Annotated in this window: 21 protein-coding genes; 14 read left to right on the top strand and 7 right to left on the bottom strand. The window is 66.4% G+C overall.

Annotated elements, in window-relative coordinates; genetic code table 11:
• Positions 1 to 168: 168 nt before the first annotated feature.
• The 6 genes from CHC08_RS18315 to CHC08_RS18340 all read left to right on the top strand — a co-directional run bounded on the left by CHC08_RS18315 (position 169) and on the right by CHC08_RS18340 (position 7908).
• Positions 169 to 2313, top strand: a complete 2145-nt coding sequence (locus tag CHC08_RS18315) for an alpha-1,4-glucan--maltose-1-phosphate maltosyltransferase (RefSeq protein ID WP_089208513.1) — start codon at positions 169 to 171, stop codon at positions 2311 to 2313.
• 46 nt (positions 2314 to 2359) lie between these two features.
• Positions 2360 to 4063 carry a maltose alpha-D-glucosyltransferase gene (gene treS, locus CHC08_RS18320; RefSeq protein ID WP_089208514.1) on the top strand — a complete coding sequence of 568 codons (1704 nt, stop codon included), beginning with the start codon at positions 2360 to 2362 and terminating at the stop codon, positions 4061 to 4063.
• A 4-nt stretch (positions 4064 to 4067) separates the two neighbouring features.
• Positions 4068 to 5381: a maltokinase N-terminal cap-like domain-containing protein gene (locus CHC08_RS18325; RefSeq protein WP_089208515.1), complete on the top strand. Its 1314-nt coding sequence runs from the start codon at positions 4068 to 4070 to the stop codon at positions 5379 to 5381.
• Between the two features lie 108 nt (positions 5382 to 5489).
• A complete protein-coding gene (locus CHC08_RS18330) occupies positions 5490 to 6185 on the top strand; it encodes a ThuA domain-containing protein (RefSeq protein ID WP_089208516.1) in 696 nt (231 codons plus the stop codon).
• Complete coding sequence (locus CHC08_RS18335) at positions 6182 to 7300, top strand: Gfo/Idh/MocA family protein (RefSeq protein WP_089208556.1); 1119 nt, start codon at positions 6182 to 6184, stop codon at positions 7298 to 7300. Before CHC08_RS18330 ends, CHC08_RS18335 begins: the two co-directional genes overlap by 4 nt.
• A 305-nt stretch (positions 7301 to 7605) precedes the next feature.
• Positions 7606 to 7908: a YbaB/EbfC family nucleoid-associated protein gene (locus CHC08_RS18340; protein ID WP_179282100.1), complete on the top strand. Its 303-nt coding sequence runs from the start codon at positions 7606 to 7608 to the stop codon at positions 7906 to 7908.
• A gap of 12 nt (positions 7909 to 7920) precedes the next feature.
• On the opposite strand, the gene CHC08_RS18345 is transcribed toward CHC08_RS18340, so the two are convergent.
• Together CHC08_RS18345 and CHC08_RS18350 are read right to left on the bottom strand one after the other, a co-directional pair.
• The gene (locus CHC08_RS18345; protein ID WP_089208518.1) at positions 7921 to 8754 is read right to left on the bottom strand and encodes an alpha/beta fold hydrolase; all 834 of its coding nucleotides are present in this window, start codon (positions 8752 to 8754) and stop codon (positions 7921 to 7923) included.
• Positions 8755 to 9153: 399 nt separating this feature from the next.
• The gene (locus CHC08_RS18350) at positions 9154 to 9867 is read right to left on the bottom strand and encodes an SDR family NAD(P)-dependent oxidoreductase (RefSeq protein WP_089208519.1); all 714 of its coding nucleotides are present in this window, start codon (positions 9865 to 9867) and stop codon (positions 9154 to 9156) included.
• A 172-nt stretch (positions 9868 to 10039) separates the two neighbouring features.
• On the opposite strand from CHC08_RS18350, the gene CHC08_RS18355 reads away from it, so the two are divergent.
• The 3 genes from CHC08_RS18355 to CHC08_RS18365 all read left to right on the top strand — a co-directional run bounded on the left by CHC08_RS18355 (position 10040) and on the right by CHC08_RS18365 (position 12116).
• Positions 10040 to 10648 (top strand): TetR/AcrR family transcriptional regulator, encoded by a 609-nt coding sequence (locus CHC08_RS18355; RefSeq protein WP_089208520.1) that lies wholly within the window; start codon positions 10040 to 10042, stop codon positions 10646 to 10648.
• Positions 10649 to 10992: 344 nt separating this feature from the next.
• Positions 10993 to 11670: a DUF433 domain-containing protein gene (locus CHC08_RS18360; RefSeq protein WP_179282101.1), complete on the top strand. Its 678-nt coding sequence runs from the start codon at positions 10993 to 10995 to the stop codon at positions 11668 to 11670.
• Between the two features lie 14 nt (positions 11671 to 11684).
• Positions 11685 to 12116, top strand: a complete 432-nt coding sequence (locus tag CHC08_RS18365) for a PIN-like domain-containing protein (RefSeq protein WP_089208522.1) — start codon at positions 11685 to 11687, stop codon at positions 12114 to 12116.
• 140 nt (positions 12117 to 12256) lie between these two features.
• Here CHC08_RS18365 and CHC08_RS18370 read toward each other — a convergent pair whose 3' ends face one another.
• The 3 genes from CHC08_RS18370 to CHC08_RS18380 all read right to left on the bottom strand — a co-directional run bounded on the left by CHC08_RS18370 (position 12257) and on the right by CHC08_RS18380 (position 14416).
• The gene (locus CHC08_RS18370; protein ID WP_179282102.1) at positions 12257 to 12712 is read right to left on the bottom strand and encodes a MarR family transcriptional regulator; all 456 of its coding nucleotides are present in this window, start codon (positions 12710 to 12712) and stop codon (positions 12257 to 12259) included.
• Between the two features lie 331 nt (positions 12713 to 13043).
• On the bottom strand, positions 13044 to 13379 hold the full coding sequence (locus CHC08_RS18375) for a hypothetical protein (RefSeq protein ID WP_089208523.1): 336 nt from the start codon (positions 13377 to 13379) through the stop codon (positions 13044 to 13046).
• A gap of 500 nt (positions 13380 to 13879) precedes the next feature.
• On the bottom strand, positions 13880 to 14416 hold the full coding sequence (locus CHC08_RS18380; RefSeq protein WP_089208524.1) for a helix-turn-helix domain-containing protein: 537 nt from the start codon (positions 14414 to 14416) through the stop codon (positions 13880 to 13882).
• 75 nt (positions 14417 to 14491) lie between these two features.
• On the opposite strand from CHC08_RS18380, the gene CHC08_RS18385 reads away from it, so the two are divergent.
• From CHC08_RS18385 to CHC08_RS18395, 3 genes are all read left to right on the top strand, one after another.
• Complete coding sequence (locus CHC08_RS18385) at positions 14492 to 15625, top strand: aminotransferase class V-fold PLP-dependent enzyme (protein ID WP_089208525.1); 1134 nt, start codon at positions 14492 to 14494, stop codon at positions 15623 to 15625.
• Between the two features lie 23 nt (positions 15626 to 15648).
• Entirely contained in the window at positions 15649 to 17040 is a 1392-nt protein-coding gene (locus CHC08_RS18390) for an amino acid permease (RefSeq protein ID WP_218825356.1), read from the top strand.
• Positions 17041 to 17143: 103 nt separating this feature from the next.
• The gene (locus CHC08_RS18395) at positions 17144 to 17680 is read left to right on the top strand and encodes a P-loop nucleotide/nucleoside kinase family protein (protein WP_089208559.1); all 537 of its coding nucleotides are present in this window, start codon (positions 17144 to 17146) and stop codon (positions 17678 to 17680) included.
• Between the two features lie 171 nt (positions 17681 to 17851).
• On the opposite strand, the gene CHC08_RS52435 is transcribed toward CHC08_RS18395, so the two are convergent.
• Together CHC08_RS52435 and CHC08_RS18400 are read right to left on the bottom strand one after the other, a co-directional pair.
• Positions 17852 to 17983, bottom strand: coding sequence for an MFS transporter small subunit (locus CHC08_RS52435; protein ID WP_275937185.1), 132 nt, complete (start codon positions 17981 to 17983; stop codon positions 17852 to 17854).
• A complete protein-coding gene (locus tag CHC08_RS18400) occupies positions 17983 to 19302 on the bottom strand; it encodes an L-lactate MFS transporter (protein ID WP_420823573.1) in 1320 nt (439 codons plus the stop codon). Before CHC08_RS18400 ends, CHC08_RS52435 begins: the two co-directional genes overlap by 1 nt.
• A gap of 589 nt (positions 19303 to 19891) precedes the next feature.
• On the opposite strand from CHC08_RS18400, the gene CHC08_RS18405 reads away from it, so the two are divergent.
• Positions 19892 to 20566 carry a Tat pathway signal sequence domain protein gene (locus CHC08_RS18405; protein ID WP_143653263.1) on the top strand — a complete coding sequence of 225 codons (675 nt, stop codon included), beginning with the start codon at positions 19892 to 19894 and terminating at the stop codon, positions 20564 to 20566.
• Positions 20563 to 21861, top strand: a complete 1299-nt coding sequence (locus tag CHC08_RS18410; RefSeq protein ID WP_245878396.1) for a copper amine oxidase — start codon at positions 20563 to 20565, stop codon at positions 21859 to 21861. The genes CHC08_RS18405 and CHC08_RS18410 overlap by 4 nt, the downstream gene beginning before the upstream one ends.
• Positions 21862 to 22156: the final 295 nt, after the last annotated feature.

A 22156-nucleotide genomic window follows, 5' to 3' on the forward strand; every position in this document is an offset into this window, starting at 1 on the left:
GGCAACGACCTATGAGTCATAAGCCTCCACCCCGGGAGTGGTCATCCAGGTGAAGGCAGGGTTACACCTTGCCCCAAGCCCGGTCACCGGAATGTTTGAAAAACGAAGATCTTTCTTTGCCGGCTTCTTCCGGCGGTACCGGGCGTGCCGCCGCTACCTTGAGACGCGATGATCGGACGAATCCCAATCCAAGACATTCACCCCACGGTCGACAGCGGGCGCCGCCCCGCCAAGGCCGCAGCGGGTGAGACCTTCGAGATCTCCGCGACCGTGTTCCGGGAGGGACACGACGCCGTCGCCGCCGGAGCCGCACTCACCGGCCCCGACGGCGTACGCGGACCCCTGCTGCCCATGAGGGAACTGGCACCGGGTACGGACCGCTGGGGCGTCGAGGTGACGCTGCCCACCGAGGGCGAGTGGCACTTCCGCGTGGAGGCGTGGGGCGACCCCATGGCCACCTGGCTGCACGACGCGGGTATCAAGATCCCGCGCGGCATGGACGCCGACCTGATGTGCGAGGAGGGCGCCCGGCTCTTCGAACGCGCGGCGCGGGCCGTACGGCCCGCGGACTGCAAACCCGTCGACAGCAGGACCGTGAGCGGCAAGACCGTGAGCGGCGGTACGGCCACCGGCAAAGCAGCCGCCCAGGCCGGCAGGCGGCAGAAGACCGCCTTGAAGGTCACGCAGGAGCATGTGTGCGGACACCGGGCCGCGCTGCAGGCGGTGGCGGCCAGGCTGCGCGACACGAGCATCGACCCGCGCGCCCGCTTCGCGATGGCCCAGCTCCCCGAGACGCTGGGCCTGCTCCGCACCCACCCGCTCAGGGAGCTGGTGACCAAGTCGGCCAGGCGCACGATCAGGGTGGACCGGCGCAGGGCGCTGTTCGGGTCCTGGTACGAGTTCTTCCCGCGCTCCGAGGGCGCGATCGTCGAGCGGGACACCGCCCCCAAGTCCGGAAATTTCGCGACTGCTGCGAAGCGGCTGCCCGCCGTCGCGAAGATGGGCTTCGACGTCGTCTACCTGCCGCCGATCCACCCCATCGGGCACAGTTTCCGCAAGGGCCGTAACAACACCCTGACGCCCGAGCCGTACGACCCGGGCTCGCCCTGGGCGATCGGCTCCGAGGACGGCGGGCACGACGCCATCCACCCCGACCTCGGCACCTTCGACGACTTCGACGCCTTCGTGGCCAAGACGCGCGAGCTGGGCATGGAGGTCGCCATCGACTTCGCCCTGCAGTGCGCGCCCGACCACCCGTGGGTCAAGGAGCACCCGGAGTGGTTCAACATCCGCGCCGACGGCTCGATCGCCTACGCGGAGAACCCGCCGAAGAAGTATCAGGACATCTATCCCCTGAACTTCGACAAGGACCCGAAGGGCATCTACGACGAGATCAAGCGCGTGGTGCGGCTCTGGATGGACCACGGCGTACGGATCTTCCGGGTGGACAACCCGCACACCAAGCCGGTGGCGTTCTGGGAGCGGCTGCTGGCCGACATCCACTCCACCGACCCGGACGTACTGTTCCTGGCGGAGGCGTTCACCCGGCCGGCGATGATGCGGGCGCTGGCCAAGGTCGGCTTCCACCAGTCCTACACCTACTTCACGTGGAAGAACTCCCGCAGCGACGTCGAGGACTACCTGAACGAGCTCTCCCACGTGACGTCGCACTTCCTGCGACCGAACGTGTTCGTCAACACTCCGGACATTCTCCATGAATATCTACAGCATGGTGGTGTCCCGGCATTTTATATCAGAGCGATTCTCGCAGCGCTGACAATGCCGACCTGGGGCGTCTACGCCGGATACGAACTCGCGGAGAATGTTCCGATTCGACCGGGTAGTGAAGAATACCTAGATAGCGAGAAATATCAGTACAAACCACGCGATTGGGTAGGGGCAGAGCGGGAAGGCCGTAGCCTTGCCCCATTCATCACCCAACTCAATTTGTTTCGAAGAGCGCACCCGGCGCTCCAAGAATTGCGTAACCTACGTTTTCACAGCGTCGACCATCCGGATGTGGTCTGCTTTTCCAAGCGACTGCCCGGCGCCTACGACACGGCCACACGACGGCACGGCCTGGGCGACGTGGTCCTCGCGGTTGTGAATCTTGACCCACACAACACCCATGAGGCGACGGTGTCGCTGGACATGCCCACCCTCGGTCTCGACTGGCACGCCGAGTTCGTCGTGGACGACGAACTTTCGGGCGAGTCGTATCGCTGGCGGGAGACCAACTACGTGCGCCTCGATCCCCACATCCACCCAGCGCACGTCTTCACTTTGCGTTCCGCGGCGGCGAACCAGCGGTGAGCCGGCCGGGTACGCCTATACCGGCAGAACAGCGGGGAGTCCACTGGTGAGTCAGCTACCTGAGCCAATCCCGAACACCTTCGACGAGGAAAAACCGCGCGATCCCTACTGGTTCAAGCGTGCCGTCTTCTACGAGGTGCTCATTCGGGGGTTCTCCGATTCCAACGGGGACGGTACCGGAGACATTCGCGGTCTCATCCAGAAACTGGACTATCTCCAGTGGCTCGGTGTGGACTGTCTCTGGCTGCTGCCCCTTTACGAGTCACCGCTCCGCGACGGCGGGTACGACATCGCGGATTTCATGAAAATCCTTCCGGATTTCGGTGATCTCGGAGACTTCGTCAAATTGGTGGACGAGGCCCACAAGCGAGGTATGCGGGTCATCGCCGACCTGGTGATGAACCACACCAGCGACCAGCACCCCTGGTTCCAGGCCTCCCGCCATGACCCGGAGGGTCCGTTCGGCGACTTCTACGTCTGGAACGACAACGACGAGCTCTACAAGGACGCCCGGATCATCTTCGTCGACACCGAGACGTCCAACTGGTCCCACGACCCGGTCCGGGGCCAGTACTACTGGCACCGGTTCTTCTCCCACCAGCCGGACCTCAACTACGAGAACCCGGACGTGCAGGACGCGATGCTGGAGGTGCTGCGGTTCTGGCTGGACCTCGGCATCGACGGGTTCCGGATGGACGCCATCCCCTACCTGTTCGAGCAGGACGGCACGAACTGCGAGAACCTGCCCCTGACCCACCAGTATCTGAAGCGGGTCAGGTCGGAGATCGACCGGCTGTATCCCGACCGGGTGCTGCTGGCCGAGGCCAACCAGTGGCCGGCGGACGTGGTCGAATACTTCGGCGACCCGGCGACCGGCGGCGACGAGTGCCACATGGCGTTCCACTTCCCGCTGATGCCGCGCATCTTCATGGCGGTCAGGCGGGAGTCCCGGTATCCGATCTCGGAGATCATGGCCCAGACGCCGAAGATCCCCGAGCACTGCCAGTGGGGCATCTTCCTGCGCAACCACGACGAGCTCACGCTCGAGATGGTGACCGACGACGAGCGCGACTACATGTACTCGGAGTACGCGAAGGACCCCCGGATGCGCGCCAACGTCGGTATCCGGCGGCGGCTGGCCCCGCTGCTGGAGAACGACCGCAACCAGATCGAGCTGTTCACCGCGCTGCTGCTCTCACTGCCCGGCTCTCCCGTGCTCTACTACGGCGACGAGATCGGGATGGGCGACAACATCTGGCTGGGCGACCGTGACGGTGTCAGGACCCCGATGCAGTGGAGCCCCGACCGCAACGCCGGGTTCTCCGACTGCGACCCCGGGCGCCTCTATCTCCCGGTCATCATGGACCCGATCTACGGGTACCAGGCGATCAACGTCGAGGCGCAGCAGAAGAGCTCGGGCTCCCTGCTGCACTGGACCAAGCGCATGATCGACATCCGGAAGCGTCACCCGGTCTTCGGTCTCGGCGCCTACACCGAGCTGAACTCCTCCAACCCGAGCGTTCTCGCCTACGTTCGGGAGTACGGCGACGACCGGGTCCTCTGCGTCAACAACCTCTCCCGGTTCCCGCAACCGGTGGAGCTCGACCTCCGCCGGTTCGAGGGATCGATTCCCGTCGAGACCATGGGCGGAGTTCCTTTTCCAGCGATTGGCGAACTTCCGTATCTTTTGACTCTCCCTGGGCATGGGTTCTATTGGTTCACCCTGCCACCCGTATCCCAGGAGGCGTAAAGCCGTGTTGACGGAGCTCCTTACCGGCTGGATCACCCATCAACGATGGTTCGCCGGTAAGGGGCGGCCGATCGACGATCTCACCGTCGAATCAGACGTGGAGCTCGCCCACGGCCTGCGTCATCTGATCATCTCTGTGTGTCAGGGCGGGGCACGCGACCGCTACCAGCTCCTGCTCGGCAGCGGAGCGGAGGAGTCCGCCCGTTTCAAGCCCGCCCACATCGGCGACGGATACTACGACGCCGCCTACGACGCGGATCTCACCGGCGTCCTGCTCCAGGCGATGGCCGCGGGCCGCGACCTCGGGCCGCTCCGCTTCCGCCACATGGAGGGGACGGAGATCGACACCTCGCTCCGCAGCCTGGTGCTGGGCGCCGAGCAGTCCAACACCTCCCTGGTGTACGGCGACACCTACATCTGCAAGCTGTTCCGCCGCCTGATCGCCGGCGTCAACCCCGAGCTGGAGATCGTCACCGCCCTGGCCCTCCGCAGCGACTCGCACGTCGCGCAGCCGTACGGCTGGATCGAGACCGACCTCGACGGAGAGCCCACCACGCTGGCGATGACCCAGGAGTTCCTGTCCAACGCCAACGACGGCTGGGCGCTGGCCCTGGCCAGCGTCCGTGACCTCTACGCCTCGCTCAACCCCTCGGCCGCCGAGGCGGGCGGCGACTTCAGCGCCGAGGCCTGCCGCCTCGGCATGGCCACCGCCCAGGTCCACCACGAGCTGGCCGCCGCGTTCCCCACCGAGGTGATCGAGGCGCAGGAGGTCAAGCGGATGATCGAGGATCACCGCCGCCGCCTGGACCTCGCGATCGCCGAGGTCCCCGAGCTCGGCGAATACGCCCATGTCGCCGAGGAGGCCTACCAGCGGGTCACCGACGCGGCCCGGGAGATGCCCGTCCAGCGCGTCCACGGCGACTACCACCTCGGCCAGGTGATGCGCACCACCGGCGACTGGGTCATCCTCGACTTCGAGGGCGAGCCCGGACAGCCCATCGCCGAGCGCCGGGCCCTCTCCTCCCCGCTGAGGGACGTGGCCGGCATGCTCCGCTCGTTCGACTACGCCGCCCTCCACCTGCTGACCGACCACCCCGACGCCCGCAACCTGCGGCCTCGCGCCGTGGAGTGGGCCGAGCTCAACCGCTCGTCGTTCCTGGCCGGCTACTCCGCCGGAGGCGGGCACCTGCGCCCCGAGGACGCCGTACTGCTGCGCGCCCTGGAGCTCGCGAAGGCCGCCTACGAGGTCGTCTACGAGGCCCGCAACCGCCCGACCTGGCTCTCCATCCCCATGACCGCCTTCCAGACGGAGCGCTAGACCCCGTCGATCGGCGAGAACCCGTCCACGACTGCTGCAGATTTCCGGTGTCTTTCAATATCATCGGAAATCTACCGAAGTCAGGGCAATTCACTGGGGCGGGGAGCTATGACGTCAAAGAGGGCACTCATCGTGCGGGGCGGCTGGGAAGGTCACCAGCCCGTCGAGGCGACCGACCTGTTCATCCCGTTCCTTGAGAAGAACGACTACTCCGTCCGCGTCGAGGACTCGCCGCAGATCTACGCCGACGCCTCCGTCATGGGCGACCTCGATCTCATCGTGCAGTGCTTCACGATGGGTTCGATCGAGCAGGACGCGCTCCGGGGACTGCGGTCCGCCGTCGAGGCGGGCACGGGTTTCGCCGGCTGGCACGGGGGGATCGTCGACGCCTTCCGCGGCAGCTCCGACTACCTGCATCTGGTCGGCGGCCAGTTCGCCTGCCACCCGGGGATCCCCGAGGCCGAACAGACCGGTGAGCAGAGCGACAACTACGTGCCGTACCGGGTGAACATGCTGCCCGGCGCGGCCGATCACCCGATCACCCGGGGCATCGAGGACTTCGACCTGGTCACCGAGCAGTACTGGGTGCTGGCCGACGACTACTGCGACGTGCTCGCCACCACCACACAGGCGGTCCGTGACGGCGACCCGTGGCACCGGCCGGTCACGTCACCGGCGATCTGGACCCGGTCCTGGGGCGAGGGGAAGATCTTCGTGTGCACCCCCGGACACCGGGTGGAGGTCCTGGAGGATCCCAACGTCCGGACCATCGTCGAGCGCGGCCTGCTGTGGGCCGGCCGATGAGCGCCCCCGCCGAAGCCGGCATCGCGGGCCGGTCGCCGGACGCCCCCGTCGGGATCGGCATCGTGGGCTGCGGTGCGATCTCCGGCCAGTACCTCGCGACGCTGAACACCCTGGACGGCGTGAGGCTGGTCGCCGTCGCCGACCTCGATCCGGCGCGGGCCGAGGCCGTGGCCAAGGCCCACGACGGCGTCCGCGCCCTGCCGGTCCCCGACCTGCTGGCCGACGGGGCGGTCGACGTCGTGCTGATCCTCACGATGCCGGCGGCCCACGCCGAGGTGGCCCTGCAGGCCATCGCCGCCGGCAAGGACGTCTATCTCGAAAAGCCGCTGGCCGCGACGACCGCCGAGGCCGGGGCCGTTCTGGCGGCCGCCGCCGAACGCGGCGTCCGGGTCGGATGCGCCCCGGACACCGTACTCGGCACCGGGATCCAGACCGCGCGGCGGACCATCGACGACGGCCTGATCGGGCGGCCCATCTCGGCGACGGCCACCATGATGACGCCCGGCCACGAGCGGTGGCACCCCAACCCCGACTTCTACTACGTCCCCGGCGGGGGCCCACTCCTGGACATGGGGCCCTACTACGTCACCTCCCTGGTCACGCTGCTGGGACCGGTGGTCTCGGTGATCGGCGCGGCCAGCCGTACCCACGACTCGCGGTTGATCGGCTCCGGGCCGCGCCAGGGCGAGCTCATCCCGGTCTCGATCGACACGCATGTCACCGGGGTGCTGGTCCACGCGTCCGGAGCGGTGTCGACGATGGTGATGAGCTTCGACGCGGTCGCCACCGTGTCGGCCAACATCGAGGTCCACGGCGAGCGAGGCTCGCTCGTCGTCCCCGACCCGAACCATTTCAGCGGTGACGTGAAACTCTTCCGCCTGGACGGCACCGCCTGGGAGACGCTGCCCGAGTCGGCCGGCTACCGGAACTCCTCGCGCGGCTTCGGACTGGCCGACATGGCCGGGACTCCCGAGGGACTGGAACCGCGCGCCGGCGGCTCGCTGGCCTTCCACGTCCTGGAGGTCATGGAGTCGCTGCTGCGGTCGGCCGGAACCGGTCACTCCATTCCGATCGTGAGCACCTGCCTGCGCCCCGAGCCGGTGCCGCTCAGCTGACGGTCAGCTCATTAATGCCGCATTAATTGGGATTTATCACGTGCGGAACATGCGTGCACGATGCTCTCGTCACGATGCGGCGCACAGAACTTCGTGATCTGTTCATGGCGAGGAACCCGGCAGGCGGCCTCTCATGGTGAGGAGCCGGTAGGCGGCCCCGAGCCCCTCTCGGCTCGGGGCCGCCTACCGGACGACGAGCAGGTCATGACCATGGACGGGGAACGGGTGGGAAAGACCATCGGGCGGGGCCTGCGTTCGGTCTCCTTCCCGCCCGGATGGAAACTCACGTAGCAAAGGAGCATCCCGTGGGCTACCCGGATGACGCGACCCTGCGCCTGATGGAGGAGGGTCTGAGCGATCTCACCGGCGAGGGCACGGCCGCCGGCGAGATGATCCGGGTCGTCACCGACTCGGCCGGCCGGATCCTGAAGCTCACCCTGAACCCGAACGTCATGCGCATGGACAGCCAGGAGCTGGCGGAGGAACTCTGCGCGGCCGTACAGCGGGCGCAGGCGGACGGGGAGCGCAAGACGCGAGAGCTGGTCGGTGGAATCCTCGGCTCTTCGGAACAGCTCCCCGATCGCACGCAGTTCTGGAACGGGCACTGACCGGCCTGGCGATCAGCCCGCCTGGGCCTCCGCCGAGGCGAGAAAGTCCAGCAGCAGGTCGGTGACCTTGCCGGGCGCCTCCAGTTGCATCCAGTGGCCGATTCCGTCGAGCCGCTCGTAGCGCCACGGCGCGGCGACGTGCTCTTCGGTGCCGGTCATCGACCGCTCGGTGAGGAACCGGTCACCGCTGCTCCACACGCCCATGGTCGGCACCGAGATCGGCGGCAGGATGGCGTCGCCGTTGAGAAGCCACTCGGGCGGCACCCCCTTGCGGTAGATCGCCAGGGCCGCGCTGAGTGCCCGGGGGTCACGCATGCGCTCGATGACCTCGTCGCGATCGGGATGTTCGGTCAGCATCTGCCGCATGTTCGAGAAGTCGTGCTGGGTCAGCCACTGCTCGGCGGTCCCCTGGAACTGGAACAGCAACATGTACCAGGACTTCTCCCGCTGCTCCCATCCGGCCGACAGCATCGCGCCGCGATGGCCGACCGACAGGCAGGCCAGGTCGATGACCCTGCCGGGCGCCATGATGGCGACCAGCTGGGCGAGGGCCGAGCCCCAGTCGTGCCCGACGAGGTGGACCCTGTCGATGCCGAATTGGTCGAGGATGCCGATCAGATCCCCGGCATACGCGGCGATCTTGTAGCTCTCCAGGTCCTCCGGCTTGTCCGAGGCGCCGAAACCGCGCAGGTCAGGGGCGATCGTCTGATATCCGGCGGCGTTCAGCGCGGCCACCTGGTGCCGCCAGCACGCGTGGGTGTCGGGAAAGCCGTGCACCAGCATGACGGCCGGGCCCTCCCCGCTGACCTGCACCTCCAGCGCGATGCCGTTGACCTCGATACGCATCACGCGGCTCCGAGCACAAAAATATTGATCATGATGCTCTCCTGAATCGGAATCGACACACATCGGAGGGCCGGTCCCGGTGCCCACCTCACGGCCCGTTTCCTACCCGATTTTCGCTCAGGAGTCGATGTTCAGGAGCCTCCGGCCGTGAGAGACGACTCTCAGCGCCCTACGGGTTCGCGTCGATGGTGTGCACGAGCGGTGGCTATTGCTGTGACCGGGTAGGTTCACTGGTTCCCACCCGGTGCGCCACCCGACGTCCTCGCCACCCAGCGCCGCGAGCGCGCACGTATCCGCAGCGAGAAGGGCATCCGCTGGGGCCGGCGGCTCACAAAGGCCACAGCTTGATCGCCGGCCCCGGTGGACGTTCCCGGTCAGAGCCGAGTGCGGAACCGCTCGTCAGGGGCGGGCGTGAACACCCATGCCTCCCGAGACGATGAGGTTGTCGCCGGTGATGTAGCCGGCGGCGTCCGAGGCGAGGAAGGCCACGGCCTCGGCGATATCGACGGGAGCGCCGGCGCGGCCGAGCGGGACGTCCCGAGCCCAGGAGTCGATCATTTCCTGGGAGACACCCATCTTGCTGTAGGCAGGGGTGTTGATCAGTCCTGGGCTGACGGCGTTGACGCGGATGCGGCGGGGGGCGAGTTCGAGCGCGAGGGACCGCATGAGGGGCACCAGAGCGCCCTTGGCGGCTGTCATGGCGGCGCCGAGCCCTTCGCCGGCGCCCACGGTGAACACGACCGAGGCGCCCTCGTTGAGGAGCGGGAGCGCCTTTTGCAGAGTGAAGAAGGTGCCCTTGACGTTGATGTCGAACAGGGCGTCGAAGGCGGCTTCGTCGGTTGACTCGATCGGGCCGGGCCGGGAGACGCCCGCGTTGAGGAAGAGCAGGTCGAGGGAGCCGAACTGCCGGCGTGCCTGCTCCATTGCGTGGTCGATCTCCGGCAGGGACCGTGCGTCGGCCCGGACGACCGTGACGTCTTCGGGAAGTCCGGCGTTGGCGAGGTTGCTGACGCCGGTGACCATGACGCGGTAGCCGCGGGAGTGGAGCAGTTCGGCGGTCGCCTTGCCGATGCCGCTGGTTCCACCGGTGATCAAAGCTGCAGGTGCAGACATGACGCGTTCCTTTCCGTGCTTTTGGGAGGTAGGGGGATCGGTCGGCGGCTACGGCCCGTGGGGCGGTGGGCCGTACCGCGACGGTCACCTTTTGACAGCGTACGACTGTTTGGCAGCGACTGCCAATTTGCGTGCGAGCGCCACTCTGGCAGTGCTGGGTTAACCTGGGCACGTGAAGCAGGAAGCCGAGACAGCGAGGGGTGCACCGGCCACGCTGTGGGACCGGACCCGGCGGCTGGCCTCCCGAGAGATCCTTGAGACGGCCCTGCGTCTGTTCACCGAACAGGGCTACGACGAGACGACCATCGCCCAGATCGCCCGAGAGGCCGGCGTCTCCCAGCGCACCCTCTTCCGCTACTTCGGCACCAAGGAGGACCTTCTCGGCGGCAACCAGGACCGGTTCGGGCAGGTCCTGACAGACACGATCAGCGAACTGCCGGCCGAAGTCGGTGTCTGGGAGGCCCTGCGCACAGGGGTTGCCGCCGTACTGGCCTTGCATGACAGCCGCGAACAGGCCCTGGAGCGGTTCCGTCTCCTGCACAACACCGCCTCGCTACGTGCCGGTTGGCTCGAAAAGCAACTGCGCTTCCAGGAAGACCTGCTGCCGCTCATCGAGGTGCGCATGGACGCCGCCACCGGCAGCGTGGGCGCGAAGGCCCGCGCAGTGATCGCGACGGCGTTCGCATGCCTGGATGCCGCATCGATGACATGGGTCGACAATGACGGCAAGGGCGACATCATCGACCTGTACGACGAGTGCCTGGCCGCAGTGCGTGGCTGACCAGCACAGAAACCGTGGACCGACAGTGCCGAATTCATCCGGACCCGCGAGCTCCCGCACCTCGGCGACGACCCTCATCACCTGGTGCCCACCGGCGGCGACACGCGCCAGCAAAAGGCCTTGAGCGGGCCAGGTCGCACGAATTTACATTTTCGCTTAATTGTCTAAAAATGATCATTTACGTTAAAAGCAGACATGAGGGGGTAATATCACTTCAACTGATAAACGCTGACCACATGAAATAATTTCAAAGCACTCCCGCGAATCGCAAATTCATGATCTGATTCACCTGTTCTTCAGTGGCAGGAGTTGCCAAAGGCCACGCCGATGGGATGATGCGAAACATGAGCGGTGTCGTTGACCTCCTCGGACGACCGACATATACGATGCCTCAGGTCGATCGCCTACTCGGTCTGCGCTCGGGCACCGCGCGACGCTGGATCGATGGATACATCCGCGGTGGGCGCACCTATGATCCGGTCGTCCGGCAGTGTCATACCGGCGAGGAAACAGCGACGTGGGGCGAGTTCGTCGAAACTCGCCTACTGGCCGAGTATCGCAACGCGGGCGTTCCCATCATCAACATGCGACCGGCCATAACAAAGTTACGGACCGAGACCCGATCGCAATATCCCCTCGCCCAGTCGGCGAACTTCGTGACCCCACACGGCAAAGAGCTCGTCCAACGGATTCAGGAGCAGGTCGGCCTGCAGGAGGAGCTTCTGCTGGTGGTGCTCCGCAGCAACCAGCTCGTCATGGCCGATCCTGTCGAAATCTTCGTCAACGCGGTGGAGTTCGACGACGGGACCGCCGTGCGCATGCTTCCCGATCCGAGACTTCCCGACGTCAAGATCGATCCGTTGCGGGCCTTCGGTGAGCCCGCAATTCGATCCGTCCCCACCGAGGTGATCGCTGAGCAGGTCAGGGCCGGCGACTCCGAAGAGATGATCTCTGAACTGTATGAGCTGCCGCTTGAACAGGTGCATGCCGCAGTCTTGTTCGAGAAGCGCCGCTGCGCCTGACCTTCTGGAAAGTCATGCCCCCCATAGATCCGCAGAGCCTGCGCTTTTTCGTTGACGAGACCTCCCTCGGCGTCGGTCGCGCTCTGGCCCTCCTGCGCAGGGACGTCATCCACACCAACCATCGGCTCATCCCTGAAGTGCCCCTCGGCACGTTGGATGACGATTGGATTCCCAAAGTGGCAGCAAGGGATCTGGTGGTGATTACGCGAGACAAGCGCATCCGCACCAAGCACGCTAAAGCGATGCTCTATGCCCAGAGCGGGCTGCGCGTGTTTTGGCTCGCCGGCAAGAAAGACCTGTCGAACTGGGAAACCATGTGCCTGCTCACACGCCGCTGGAATGACATCGAACGTGAGATCAAGGAGCGCGGGCCGGGGCCTTGGTTCATGGCCATCAACGAGGCCAAACTCAGTGACATGCGGATCAGATTTCAAGGACTCTCGTGAGTGCCAATTATGCGGCGGAGGTGGCCGGCGAGCAGTGCGAATGAGCACGGCGAACTGGGACGAGGTGAAGCGGCAGGCACGAGAGCGGCGCCAGGCTTCAGGCCCGCCGGTGGGTCGAAACATGAGGAAGAAGAAAGGGCTCAGTGAAGGTCGCTGTTGCCGCCCAGGTTGGCGATCATGCGGCGCAGGACGTTGAGAGTGGCCACGTATTCGTCCGTCCCGATGCCCTCGTGCATCTGCTCGTGTGCCTGTGCGTTGCGAGCCTGGGCGCGGAGCCGCCCGGCCTCCCCGATTTCGGTAAGAGACAGGACCCCCGCCTCTTCCGTCATCCACCCGCGCGTGACCAGGTCGTCGAAGACGCCTTCGAAGTCGATGCCGAGGTCGTCGAACGGAGCCAGACGATCGGCGAGCCGGGCACGGCTCCACGTGCCCGGAGCACCCGCGACGTGGTTGAGGGTCCACCAGTGCGGTTGGGTAAGCTGTTCCACGGCCAGCTCCGCCCGGATACGCCCGACCACGACCCGGCCCGCCTGGCTGCTCCAGTAACCGATGGGCTGCGCGGCAAGCTCTTCCCGGGCATACTCCTTCATGATCATTTAATGAGCTCCTTGTCAACGGTTGAACGAATATGATCACCGTAGAAGCTCAAGCAAGGTTGAGGTCAAGGCATCTCAGCTGTCGGCTGCTCCAGGCGAGATGCAAAACGACACCGGAGCCAGGATGTACGGAACACTCGGCAACGCCTCGTCGCAGAGGTCCGGGCGCACAAGTCTGCGGAGATCAGGCGCGAGCAAGATCTGACGCAACGCGACGTGGCCAACAGCTTGGGGTCTCCGGATCAAGGGGCTCAGCCATCGAGCACGGGAATGGGAGAGCCCTTCCACCCAATTTCGAGTGAAAGGGCCTCCTTAAGACTTGAGGTAAGTGTCAGCTGGTCGCGCGGAAGCTTCGACCGTCAAAACCTATGAAGCTGTGGATGTCGGTGGCAGGAAAGGTGAGCGCCTGGCCCGTGCAGTCCGCCGTCTTGTAGACCTGGATGGACTTGCCGGTGTTGTTGAACTCGGAGTGCACCGTGAACGGCAGCGTCGTGCAATTGGCGCTCGGGTCCGCGTAGGTCACGGACTGGCCGGCGAAGGCACCCGACCAGAAGGTGACACCCGAAGACGCCGCATCAGCGGACGCGGGGGTGACGGTGCCAAGGATGACAGAGAGCGAGGCGACGCTCGCAAGGCCCAATGCGAGCTTGACCTTGATAGTGGGCACGGCTTCTCCCCTTGCTTGCAACGGTGCGGCGAAGTGCCGCATTTACGATGATCGCTTTACAGATGATCTGACAGCCAACGCGATCATTGTGTCGAATTGTTGAAAAGTCAACGAATCTTTTCCGCGACGAGCGGTGGCGATGCGTGACGCAGACCGCAGAGATGATCCCGGAAAGACGCGAAGCCCCTGGTAGAAGGGCCGAGCATGATCACGGCCACTCTTCACCGATGGCGGTGATCGCTCAGAACGGGCATGCTGTTCGGGTGATGGACACCTCCATGACCTGTGCTGTTCGAACCGCCCGTCCAGAGGACCTACCGGCGACCCTGCAGATCTACGCCGCCGTACGGGCCGCCAAGATGGCATAGCGCCGCAATCGGTATCCGGGACGTGGCGCTACCGAAGGTGAACCGCTGAGGGTCATGCCGGCGCGGCCGTCTCGTCCACGAGCCGTTTGAGCTCGGCGCGCTGGGCTTCCAGCAGGTTCGTCGTCGGCCGGATCAGTAGCTGGGTGGGGTGACCGCGATGACGAAGTCGACGGGGGTGTCGCCGGGGTTCAGATAGCGGTGCGGCAGCGAGGAGTGGAAGTAGCAGCTGTCTCCCACGCTGAGGTCGTGCTGCACGCCGGACACTTCGACGATGAGCCGCCCCTCAAGCACGAGGACGCACTCCTCAGAAGGATGCGACCAGGGCTCGACGGCCGAATAGCCGCCGGGCGGCAGGTGTCCCTTGAGCATTTCGAGCCGGCCGTGCCCGGGCGAGATCCGTGAGTATGTGATCCCACCGACCGGCGACGCGACCAGCATCCGGTTGTTCTCGCGGATCACCGAGACGGCCTTCGTGTCCTGCTCCTGGAACAGGCTGAACAGCGGCAACTGGAGCACCTTCGCGATCTTCCTGAGCGTCTCCAGGCTCGGATCGGTCCGACCACGCTCGACCTGGCTGATCAGCCCTGTGGACACACCCGCCGCCTCCGCCAGTTGTGCGACGGTCAATCCTCGCTGCGTACGGATTTCCCGAATCCTGGCTCCAGTCACCAGGCGATCCTAACCGCCGTCAGCCACATTGAAAATGGTTGACCTGGTTGAAACAACGCATGTAATGTGCCCGAAATGTCGCAATATTTGGACGCTACGCAGTTCCGGGCCGAGTTTCCAGCACTCACCGACACGGTGCACCTGGCCAGCTGCAGTCAGGGCGCGTTGTCATCCAGGCTCGCCTACTCCCTGCAGGAGATCGGATTCTCCATGAGGGACAAGGGCGCGCCGTGGGGCCTGTGGATGGCCGAGGTCGAGTGGGCCCGCGAGCGGTTCGCCCGCCTCATCGGAGCCTTCCCCCATGAGATCGCGATCCTGTCGTGCGCGTCCGAAGCCGCCTTCCAGGTCGCGTCGTCGCTGGATTGGTCCCGCCGCGCCGAGATCATCACCAGCGACCTGGAATTTCCATCCATCGCGCACGTGTGGCTCGCCCAGGCGCAGCGCGGGGCGCGGGTCCTGGTCGCCGCCGACACCGGCGAGAACATCGACGCCGAGGCCTACGCCGCGGTCATCAACGAGAGCGTCAACCTGGTGTCCATTCCCTTGGTCACCTACCGCAACGGTGCCCGCCTGCCGGTCGAGGAGGTCATCCAGCTGGCGCATGAGCGTGGTGCCCGGGTGTTCGTGGACGCCTACCAGGCCGCCGGCGTAATGCCGATCAACGTGCGCGAGCTGGGTTGCGACTACCTGGTGTCGGGCTCGCTGAAGTATCTGCTCGGCCTGCCCGGCATCGCGTTTCTCTACGTGCGCGACGGGCTCGCGCATCAGCGTGACCCCGAGCTCACCGGGTGGTTCGGCCGTACGAATCCGTTCGCCTTCGACACGCGGCTGCTGGACTTCCCCGACGACGCGCGCCGCTTCGAGACCGGAACCCCGCCCGTGCCGTCGGCCTACGCCGCCAACGCCGGGTTCGACCTCATCGAGCGGGTGGACCTGAACGCCGTGCAGATCCACGTCTCCGCCCTGGCCGAGGAGCTGGCCGAGCGGCTGGCCGCGGCGGGCGAGCGGGTGGCCAGTCCGGCCGGGTTCCGCGGACCGCAGGTGGCGATCGAGGACGACGATCCGAACGCACTGGCCGAGCAGCTGGCCGCGCGCCGCATCGTCACCGCGCCACGCGGCAACCTGCTGCGGCTGTCCCTCCACTACTACAACGACCGCTCCGACCTCGACACGGTCGTCGACGCCATCAGCGCATGCCGTAAGGCCTGAACCCACCCCCCAAGAGGTTTGCCGTGGAAAACGAATCCGGCCTGCACCGCGGTCTCCGTGGACGCCAGCTCACCATGATCGGCCTGGGCGGCGCGATCGGCACCGGGCTTTTCCTCGGCTCCAGCCTGGCGATCTCGCAGGCCGGACCCGCCACGATCATCGCCTACATCGCCTGCGCGGCCGTCGCCCTGGTGATCGGATGGGCCCTGGCCGAGATGGTCGTCGTCCATCCCCAGGCGGGCGCCTTCGGCATCATCGCCCACCGTTACCTGGGTCCGTGGTCCGGATTCGTGGTCCGCTGGACCTACTGGACCGTCCAGGTCATCGCCATCGGCGGCGAGGTCATCGCGGGTGGGATCTACGTGCGGTTCTGGTGGCCGTCGCTGCCGCTCTGGGTGCCCGTGGTGGTGTTCTCCGCCGTCGTACTGATCACCAACGCCGTGGCGGTGAGGGTGTTCGGCGAGGTGGAGTACTGGTTCTCGATGATCAAGGTCGCGGCCATCGTCGTGTTCATCCTGCTCGGCATCCTGCTGATCACCGTCGGCCTGCCCGGCGCCGAGGCCACCGGTACGGCGCACCTCACCGCGCACGGCGGTTTCCTTCCCAACGGGATCAACGGGCTCTCCCTTGCCATCGTGTTCGTGCTGTTCAGCTACGTCGGCGTCGAGGTCGTCTCGGTCACCGCCGCGGAGTCGGAGAACCCCGCACGGGACATCCCCCGCGCCGCCCGCCGGATGGTCACCCGCCTGGCGCTGTTCTACATCGTGGCGATCACGATCGTGCTGACCGTGGTGCCGTGGACCACGACCGCCCAGGGCGGGGCCGTCACGGAGAGCCCCTTCGTCAGAGTGTTCTCGGCCGCCGGCATCCCCGCGGCGGCGACCATCATGAACTTCGTCGTGCTGACCGCCGCGCTGTCCAGTGCGAACACCAACCTCTACCTGACCACTCGCATGATGCACTCGCTGGCCACCGGCGGGTACGCACCCGCGTGGACGGGACGGCTCAGCGGTTCGGGCGTGCCGCGCAACGCCCTCGCGCTGTCCGCACTCGGCCTGGCCCTGGCCGCGTCGCTGTCGGCCGCGAGCGAGAGCGAGGCGTACCTCGCGCTGTTCGGAGTGTCGGTCTTCGGAGCGCTGGTGGTGTGGCTGCTGATCCTCGCCACGCACTGGGCCTTCCGCCGCACCCGCAGAATCCAGGGCCTCCCGCCGTCGCCCGTACAGCTCTGGGGCGCCCCGGTCACCTCGCTGCTGGCCATGCTGTTCCTCGCCGGAGCGCTGGTCTCGACGCTGTTCATCGCACCGCTGCGGCCCGCGTGGTGGGCGGGCGTCCCGTTCTTCGCGATCCTCAGCATCGCCTACTGGATGACCTCGCGCCGATCAAAGGCCCTGGCGTCCGCCGAGAAGCCGATCTGACCCACCGGCAGACGCCCTTCCCACGGATCGCCGAGGCGCCCTTTCTAGATCGACTTGAGCGAATCGGCCCGTCATGGTCACCTCGCGTGGATACGCTCGGGCGATGATTATCTGGTTGAACGGGACCTTCGGGGCGGGCAAGACGACCACCGCCGGGGAACTGGTCAAGCTCGTTCCGGAGGCGAGGATCTTCGACCCCGAACAGGTCGGCTACATGCTGAGACATGTTCAGGGCCTCCCGGAGCTCGGCGACTTCCAGCACTGGCCCCCGTGGCGCGGGCTGGTCGTGGAGACCGCCTCCCAGCTGCTCGGCTATCTCGGCGGAGTGCTCGTCATCCCGCAGACGGTCCTCGTCGAGCAATATTGGACGGAGATCCGCATCGGCCTCGAGAAGGCCGGCATCCCCGTCCACCATTTCGTCCTGCACACCGACCACGACACCCTCATCCACCGGATCGAGACGGACGCCGTAGAAAGGCAGGCACGGCAGTGGCGTCTTGACCATCTCCCGGACTACCGTGACGCCCTGCCCTGGCTCGGCTGCGAAGCGAAGGTCGTCGACACGACCGGGATCCCACCGGAGCAGGTCGCTCAGATCGTCGCAGCCGGCGCTGGAACGGAGATCGCAGCCGACGGATAGCTCCGGCTACTTTGCGTGAACACCGGATAGATTCTTCGATCACGCCGGATCACAGCGTCTCCCCACCACGGTGGAGAAGGTTGACGATCCGTCGTCGACGAGCGAAGTCGGATGCGGCGCGGGCGCTGGGGAGTCCGCGCGCCGCATTCGACGTGGTCCGGTCTACCGCCGTCAGCCACCGAACAGCTGGGCGACCTTCTGGATGAGTTCGTAGACCCCGTAGGCGAAGGGCAGCCCGACCCATGCCCACACCAGCAGCATCAGAGGGTTGAATCCGGTGCTCGTCTCCTGGCCGTCTGCCATCACGCTTCTCCTCTCATGGCCAGCGGGCCCTGCTGACCGGCCTCTTCTTCGACCGGCGGCTCGTGATAGACGGGGTTCACCGGGCGGATCAGTTCGTTGGCCAGGAAGCCCACCGCCAGCAACACGATCATGATGTACAGGGACGTCGTGTACAGCGAGGACCCGGATCTGCCGGCGGCCTCCTGCGAGTCGGCGACGGCGTTGACGATCAACGGGCCGAGCACGCCCGCGGTCGACCAGGCGGTCAGCAGCCGGCCGTGAATGGCTCCCACCTGATAGGTGCCGAACAGGTCCTTCAGGTACGCCGGGACGGTGGCGAACCCTCCACCGTAGAAGGACAGGATGCCCATCGCGCAGACGATGAACAGGAGTGTGGAAGAGTCTCCGGCCAGTGCGATGACCAGGTAGAACAGGGCGCCCACGCCGAGGTAGACGCGGTACATGTTCTTCCGGCCGATCACGTCCGAGGTCGAGGACCACACGATGCGTCCCGCCATGTTCGCCAGCGACAGCAGCGCCACGAAACCGGCGGCGGCACCGGCCGCGACCGGCGTGGACGTGTTCGCGAAGAAGTCGCCGATCATGGGGGCGGCCTTCTCCAGGATGCCGATGCCCGCGGTGACGTTGAAGCACAGGACGACCCACAGACACCAGAACTGCGGGGTGCGGATCGCGTTGCGCGCCGAGACGTTGGCGGTGGTGACCAGCGATCGCACGGCGGTCTTCGCCGGATCCCAGCCGGGAGGACGCCAGCCTTCCCTCGGGACCCGGATCAGGAACACGCCCATCGACATGAAGACCGCGTAGACCAGGCCGTGCACCAGGAACGTCTTGGAGATCCCGCCCAGGTCGGAGCCGAAGGCGCTCAGCATCTCGGTGGACCACGGCGAGGCGATGAGCGCGCCTCCGCCGAACCCCATGATCGCGATGCCCGTGGCCATTCCCGGCCGGTCGGGGAACCATTTCATCAGGGTGGAGACCGGCGAGATGTAGCCGATGCCGAGGCCGATCCCGCCCACGAAACCGTATCCGAGGACGACCAGCCAATATTGCCCGAGTGCCACCCCGAGCGCGGAGATCAGGAATCCCGAGGAGAAACAGATCATCGAGACGAACATCGCCCACCGTGGGCCGTTGCGCTCGACGAGCGTCCCCCCGAAGGCGGCCGACAGGCCGAGCATGACGATGCCCAGCTGGAACGGCAGGGCGCTGGCCGTGCCCGTCAGACCGAAGGCCGACTCAAGGGGCTTTTTGAAAACGCTCCACGAGTAGGCCTGGCCGATGGCGAGGTGGACCGACAGGGCCGCCGGAGGGATCAACCAACGGCTCCAGGTCGGGGGAGCAACTGTGCGTGAACGACTGAAGAACCCGGAAGGGGTTAGAAATGTCAGCTTTTGTCCATTTTTGCCGTGCATTGGAATACAGTATGCCGTCGTCACTTATCTGTCGACAGTAATGAGCGAAACGGTCAAGACGGATCCGTCAAGGCAACCCTTCGACCTCGGGCTCCCCATGTCCCGGCATCGAGTCCTTGCAGGTCGGTGTTCCCACGGTGTGCGCCGGGCAACCGGAATCGCGCTCCATGCCGCGCGCCGGATAACGGATAACCGGAAATCACCTCGCACCTGACCCTGTCGCCATCCAAGACGGGGGCGCACACGTCTCCTCGGAGCGAGCCCGAGATCGCACATCCCGAGCGTTGACGCCGGGCCCGCACTTCATCTCGCGGTCGATCCACAGCGGAGAATCCGCCGGCATCGGCAGCGCCAGGCAGAACACGGCTCCTCACCTATCTCGCAAACCACCTCGTCATACACCAATGGCGCAATCCGCCGTTTGATCTGCCCAGACGTCCCATTGCGGCTACCGTTCGCAGTCAAAGGTCAACAATGAGTAAAGAGGGCGCTCGTGGGGCGGAGACTGATGGTGATGGCGGTCGCGGGAGCGGGGATGGTGACCGTCGCCGGGGCCGTGTTGTTCATACCCGGCGAGCAGGGGTCTCAGGCGGCGGGGTCAGCGCCCCGGGCGGTCGTGCAGGGGGATCCGCTGACCGCACAGGAGATCGCGCGGGCGAGCACGATCGCGTCGGCGGGTTCCCGGGAGCACATGGCGGCCGGGCAGGTCAAGCTCCTCTACGTCGAGCGCGACGACGACAAGGAAGCGGACGAGCGACGGCGGGCCGACGCCTACCTGTACGACTACAGCGCCGACAGGCTCATCGTGCGGACCGTCGACCTCGACCGGGGCACGGTCGTCGAGGAGAGCGTGGCGCGAGGGGTGCAGCCGCCGCCGTCCAAGGCGGAGGAGGCGACGGCCGCCGAACTGCTCCTGGCTCACCCGCAGTACGGCGGGGGCGTGCGCGAGTCCTACGCCAGGGCGGGGGGCAGGCAGCTGAGGTCCGCGGCCGACCTGGGCCTGCGCGGGCTGATCTTCACACCGGCCGGTGAGCGGGGGCCCGCCCGGCACTGCGGGATCCACCGGTGCCTGCGGCTGTTCGTCCGGCTGCCCGACAAGACGTGGCTGGACACCAGCCGGATCGTCGTCGACCTGTCCGCCAAGAAGATCCACACCCTGGAGTGGTGACCGTGTTCCTCCGCCTCGCCCTCTCCTGCGTCATGCTCGCCGGAGGCCTCGGCTCGGCACAGGCCGCCTCGGCACAAGCCGCGCCCGCCACGCACGGCGCCCAGGTCGCATCGGCGCCGCAGGCCATGACCGGTGCCCAGGCCGCACCGGCGCCGCAGGCCATGACCGCCACCCGGGCCGTGACCGGCGCCGGGGCACCCGCATCGGCGGCGCATGCCGTACGGGCTCCGGCGCCCCCGTGCAGCGCGCCGTACCGGATCGACAAGACCCTGCCGAACGGCGCACGCTGGCAGCTCTGCTGGGAGATGCGCAACATCGAGGGACTGACCCTCACCAAGGTCGTCTACACGCCGAAGGGCAACCGGGCGGTCACGGTGCTCCGCAGCACCGCGCTGGCCCAGATCCACGTGCCCTACGACAGCGGCCGGCCCCGCTACCACGACATCGGGGCCCTGGGCTACACCGCCATCGCGCTGCAGTCCGCCGACTGCCCGGGGGGTGAGCGCCGCGAGCAGTTCGTCTGCGTGACGACGCGGGCGCGTGGCCACGCGTATCTGAAGTCCGACTACGACGGGCCGAACACGTCTGCCCAGGGGCACGATCTGGTGGTGTTCTCCGCCTTCCAGGTCGGCTGGTACACCTACCTGGTCGAATGGGCCTTCTCCGACGACGGCTCGATCACCCCGCGCGTGGGCGCGACGGGCTCGCTGTCCGGGTTCACCACCACGCCCGAGCACGGCTGGCCGATCGGGGTGGGGGCGAGGACCTTCGAGACGAGCCACAACCACAACATCTTCTGGCGCCTCGACTTCGACGTCGCGGGCAAGGCCGACGACCTCGTCGAACAGTACGACTTCTCAGGATCCGGTACGGCCAAGCGGAAGCTCGAACGCACCGCGTTCGCCAGGGAGACCAAGGCCGTCAACGGGCCGATGCGCTGGTGGCGCGTGGTCGATCAGAAGGTGCGCAACGCCGACGGGCACCGCGTCTCCTGGGAGATCAACAACGCCGACAGCTCCGAATACCGGGGCCCCGCCAACGAGGCCTTCACCCGCGCCGACGTCTACGTCAGCACCTACCGCTCGTGCGAGCGCCTGGCGACCATCAACCCCTCTCCCGGATGCGCCAAGTCCGTCGACCGCTATATCAACGGCGAGCGGGTCAAGGATCCCGTCGTATGGGTCAACGTCGGCTACCACCACGTCCCCCGTGACGAGGACGGCGACCTCATGCCGACCCACTGGCAGGGTTTCCGCGTCACCGCCCGCGACGTCACGGCCAAGAACCCTCGCTGATCTCCAGGCGCACGGCTCCCACGAAGTGCGGGAAGCTGTGGGAACACGACCTTCAACCGGTCTCGCGCAACCCTCGCGCGGCCCCCGTGAAGTGCGGGAGGCTTCGGGAACGCGGCACTCACGCCGTGGAGAGGCCGGGCGGGTACGGGTGGCGGTGGATCATACGGATGCGCCATCACTCTCCGTGTGATCCACTCGGTGCGCGGACAGTGTTTTCATAAGCTTCAAGGGATGCCAATCGGGATTTTTCCGCCCACAAATCCGCACCTTTTCGCGACACGCATGGTGATAGCGG

It is taken from the genome of Streptosporangium subroseum, from assembly GCF_900188345.1.
Classification (GTDB): Bacteria; Actinomycetota; Actinomycetes; order Streptosporangiales; family Streptosporangiaceae; genus Streptosporangium; species Streptosporangium subroseum.

Bases quoted from the DNA above. Each gene is read 5' to 3' on its own strand.
- CHC08_RS18315 (WP_089208513.1), top strand. From the start codon at position 169: ATGATCGGACGAATCCCAATCCAAGACATTCACCCCACGGTCGACAGC.
- CHC08_RS18330 (WP_089208516.1), top strand. From the start codon at position 5,490: ATGACGTCAAAGAGGGCACTCATCGTGCGGGGCGGCTGGGAAGGTCAC.
- CHC08_RS18335 (WP_089208556.1), top strand. From the start codon at position 6,182: ATGAGCGCCCCCGCCGAAGCCGGCATCGCGGGCCGGTCGCCGGACGCC.
- CHC08_RS18345 (WP_089208518.1), bottom strand. From the start codon at position 8,754: ATGCGTATCGAGGTCAACGGCATCGCGCTGGAGGTGCAGGTCAGCGGG.
- CHC08_RS18350 (WP_089208519.1), bottom strand. From the start codon at position 9,867: ATGTCTGCACCTGCAGCTTTGATCACCGGTGGAACCAGCGGCATCGGC.
- CHC08_RS18360 (WP_179282101.1), top strand. From the start codon at position 10,993: ATGAGCGGTGTCGTTGACCTCCTCGGACGACCGACATATACGATGCCT.
- CHC08_RS18365 (WP_089208522.1), top strand. From the start codon at position 11,685: ATGCCCCCCATAGATCCGCAGAGCCTGCGCTTTTTCGTTGACGAGACC.
- CHC08_RS18370 (WP_179282102.1), bottom strand. From the start codon at position 12,712: ATGATCATGAAGGAGTATGCCCGGGAAGAGCTTGCCGCGCAGCCCATC.
- CHC08_RS18385 (WP_089208525.1), top strand. From the start codon at position 14,492: ATGTCGCAATATTTGGACGCTACGCAGTTCCGGGCCGAGTTTCCAGCA.
- CHC08_RS18395 (WP_089208559.1), top strand. From the start codon at position 17,144: ATGATTATCTGGTTGAACGGGACCTTCGGGGCGGGCAAGACGACCACC.
- CHC08_RS52435 (WP_275937185.1), bottom strand. From the start codon at position 17,983: ATGGCAGACGGCCAGGAGACGAGCACCGGATTCAACCCTCTGATGCTG.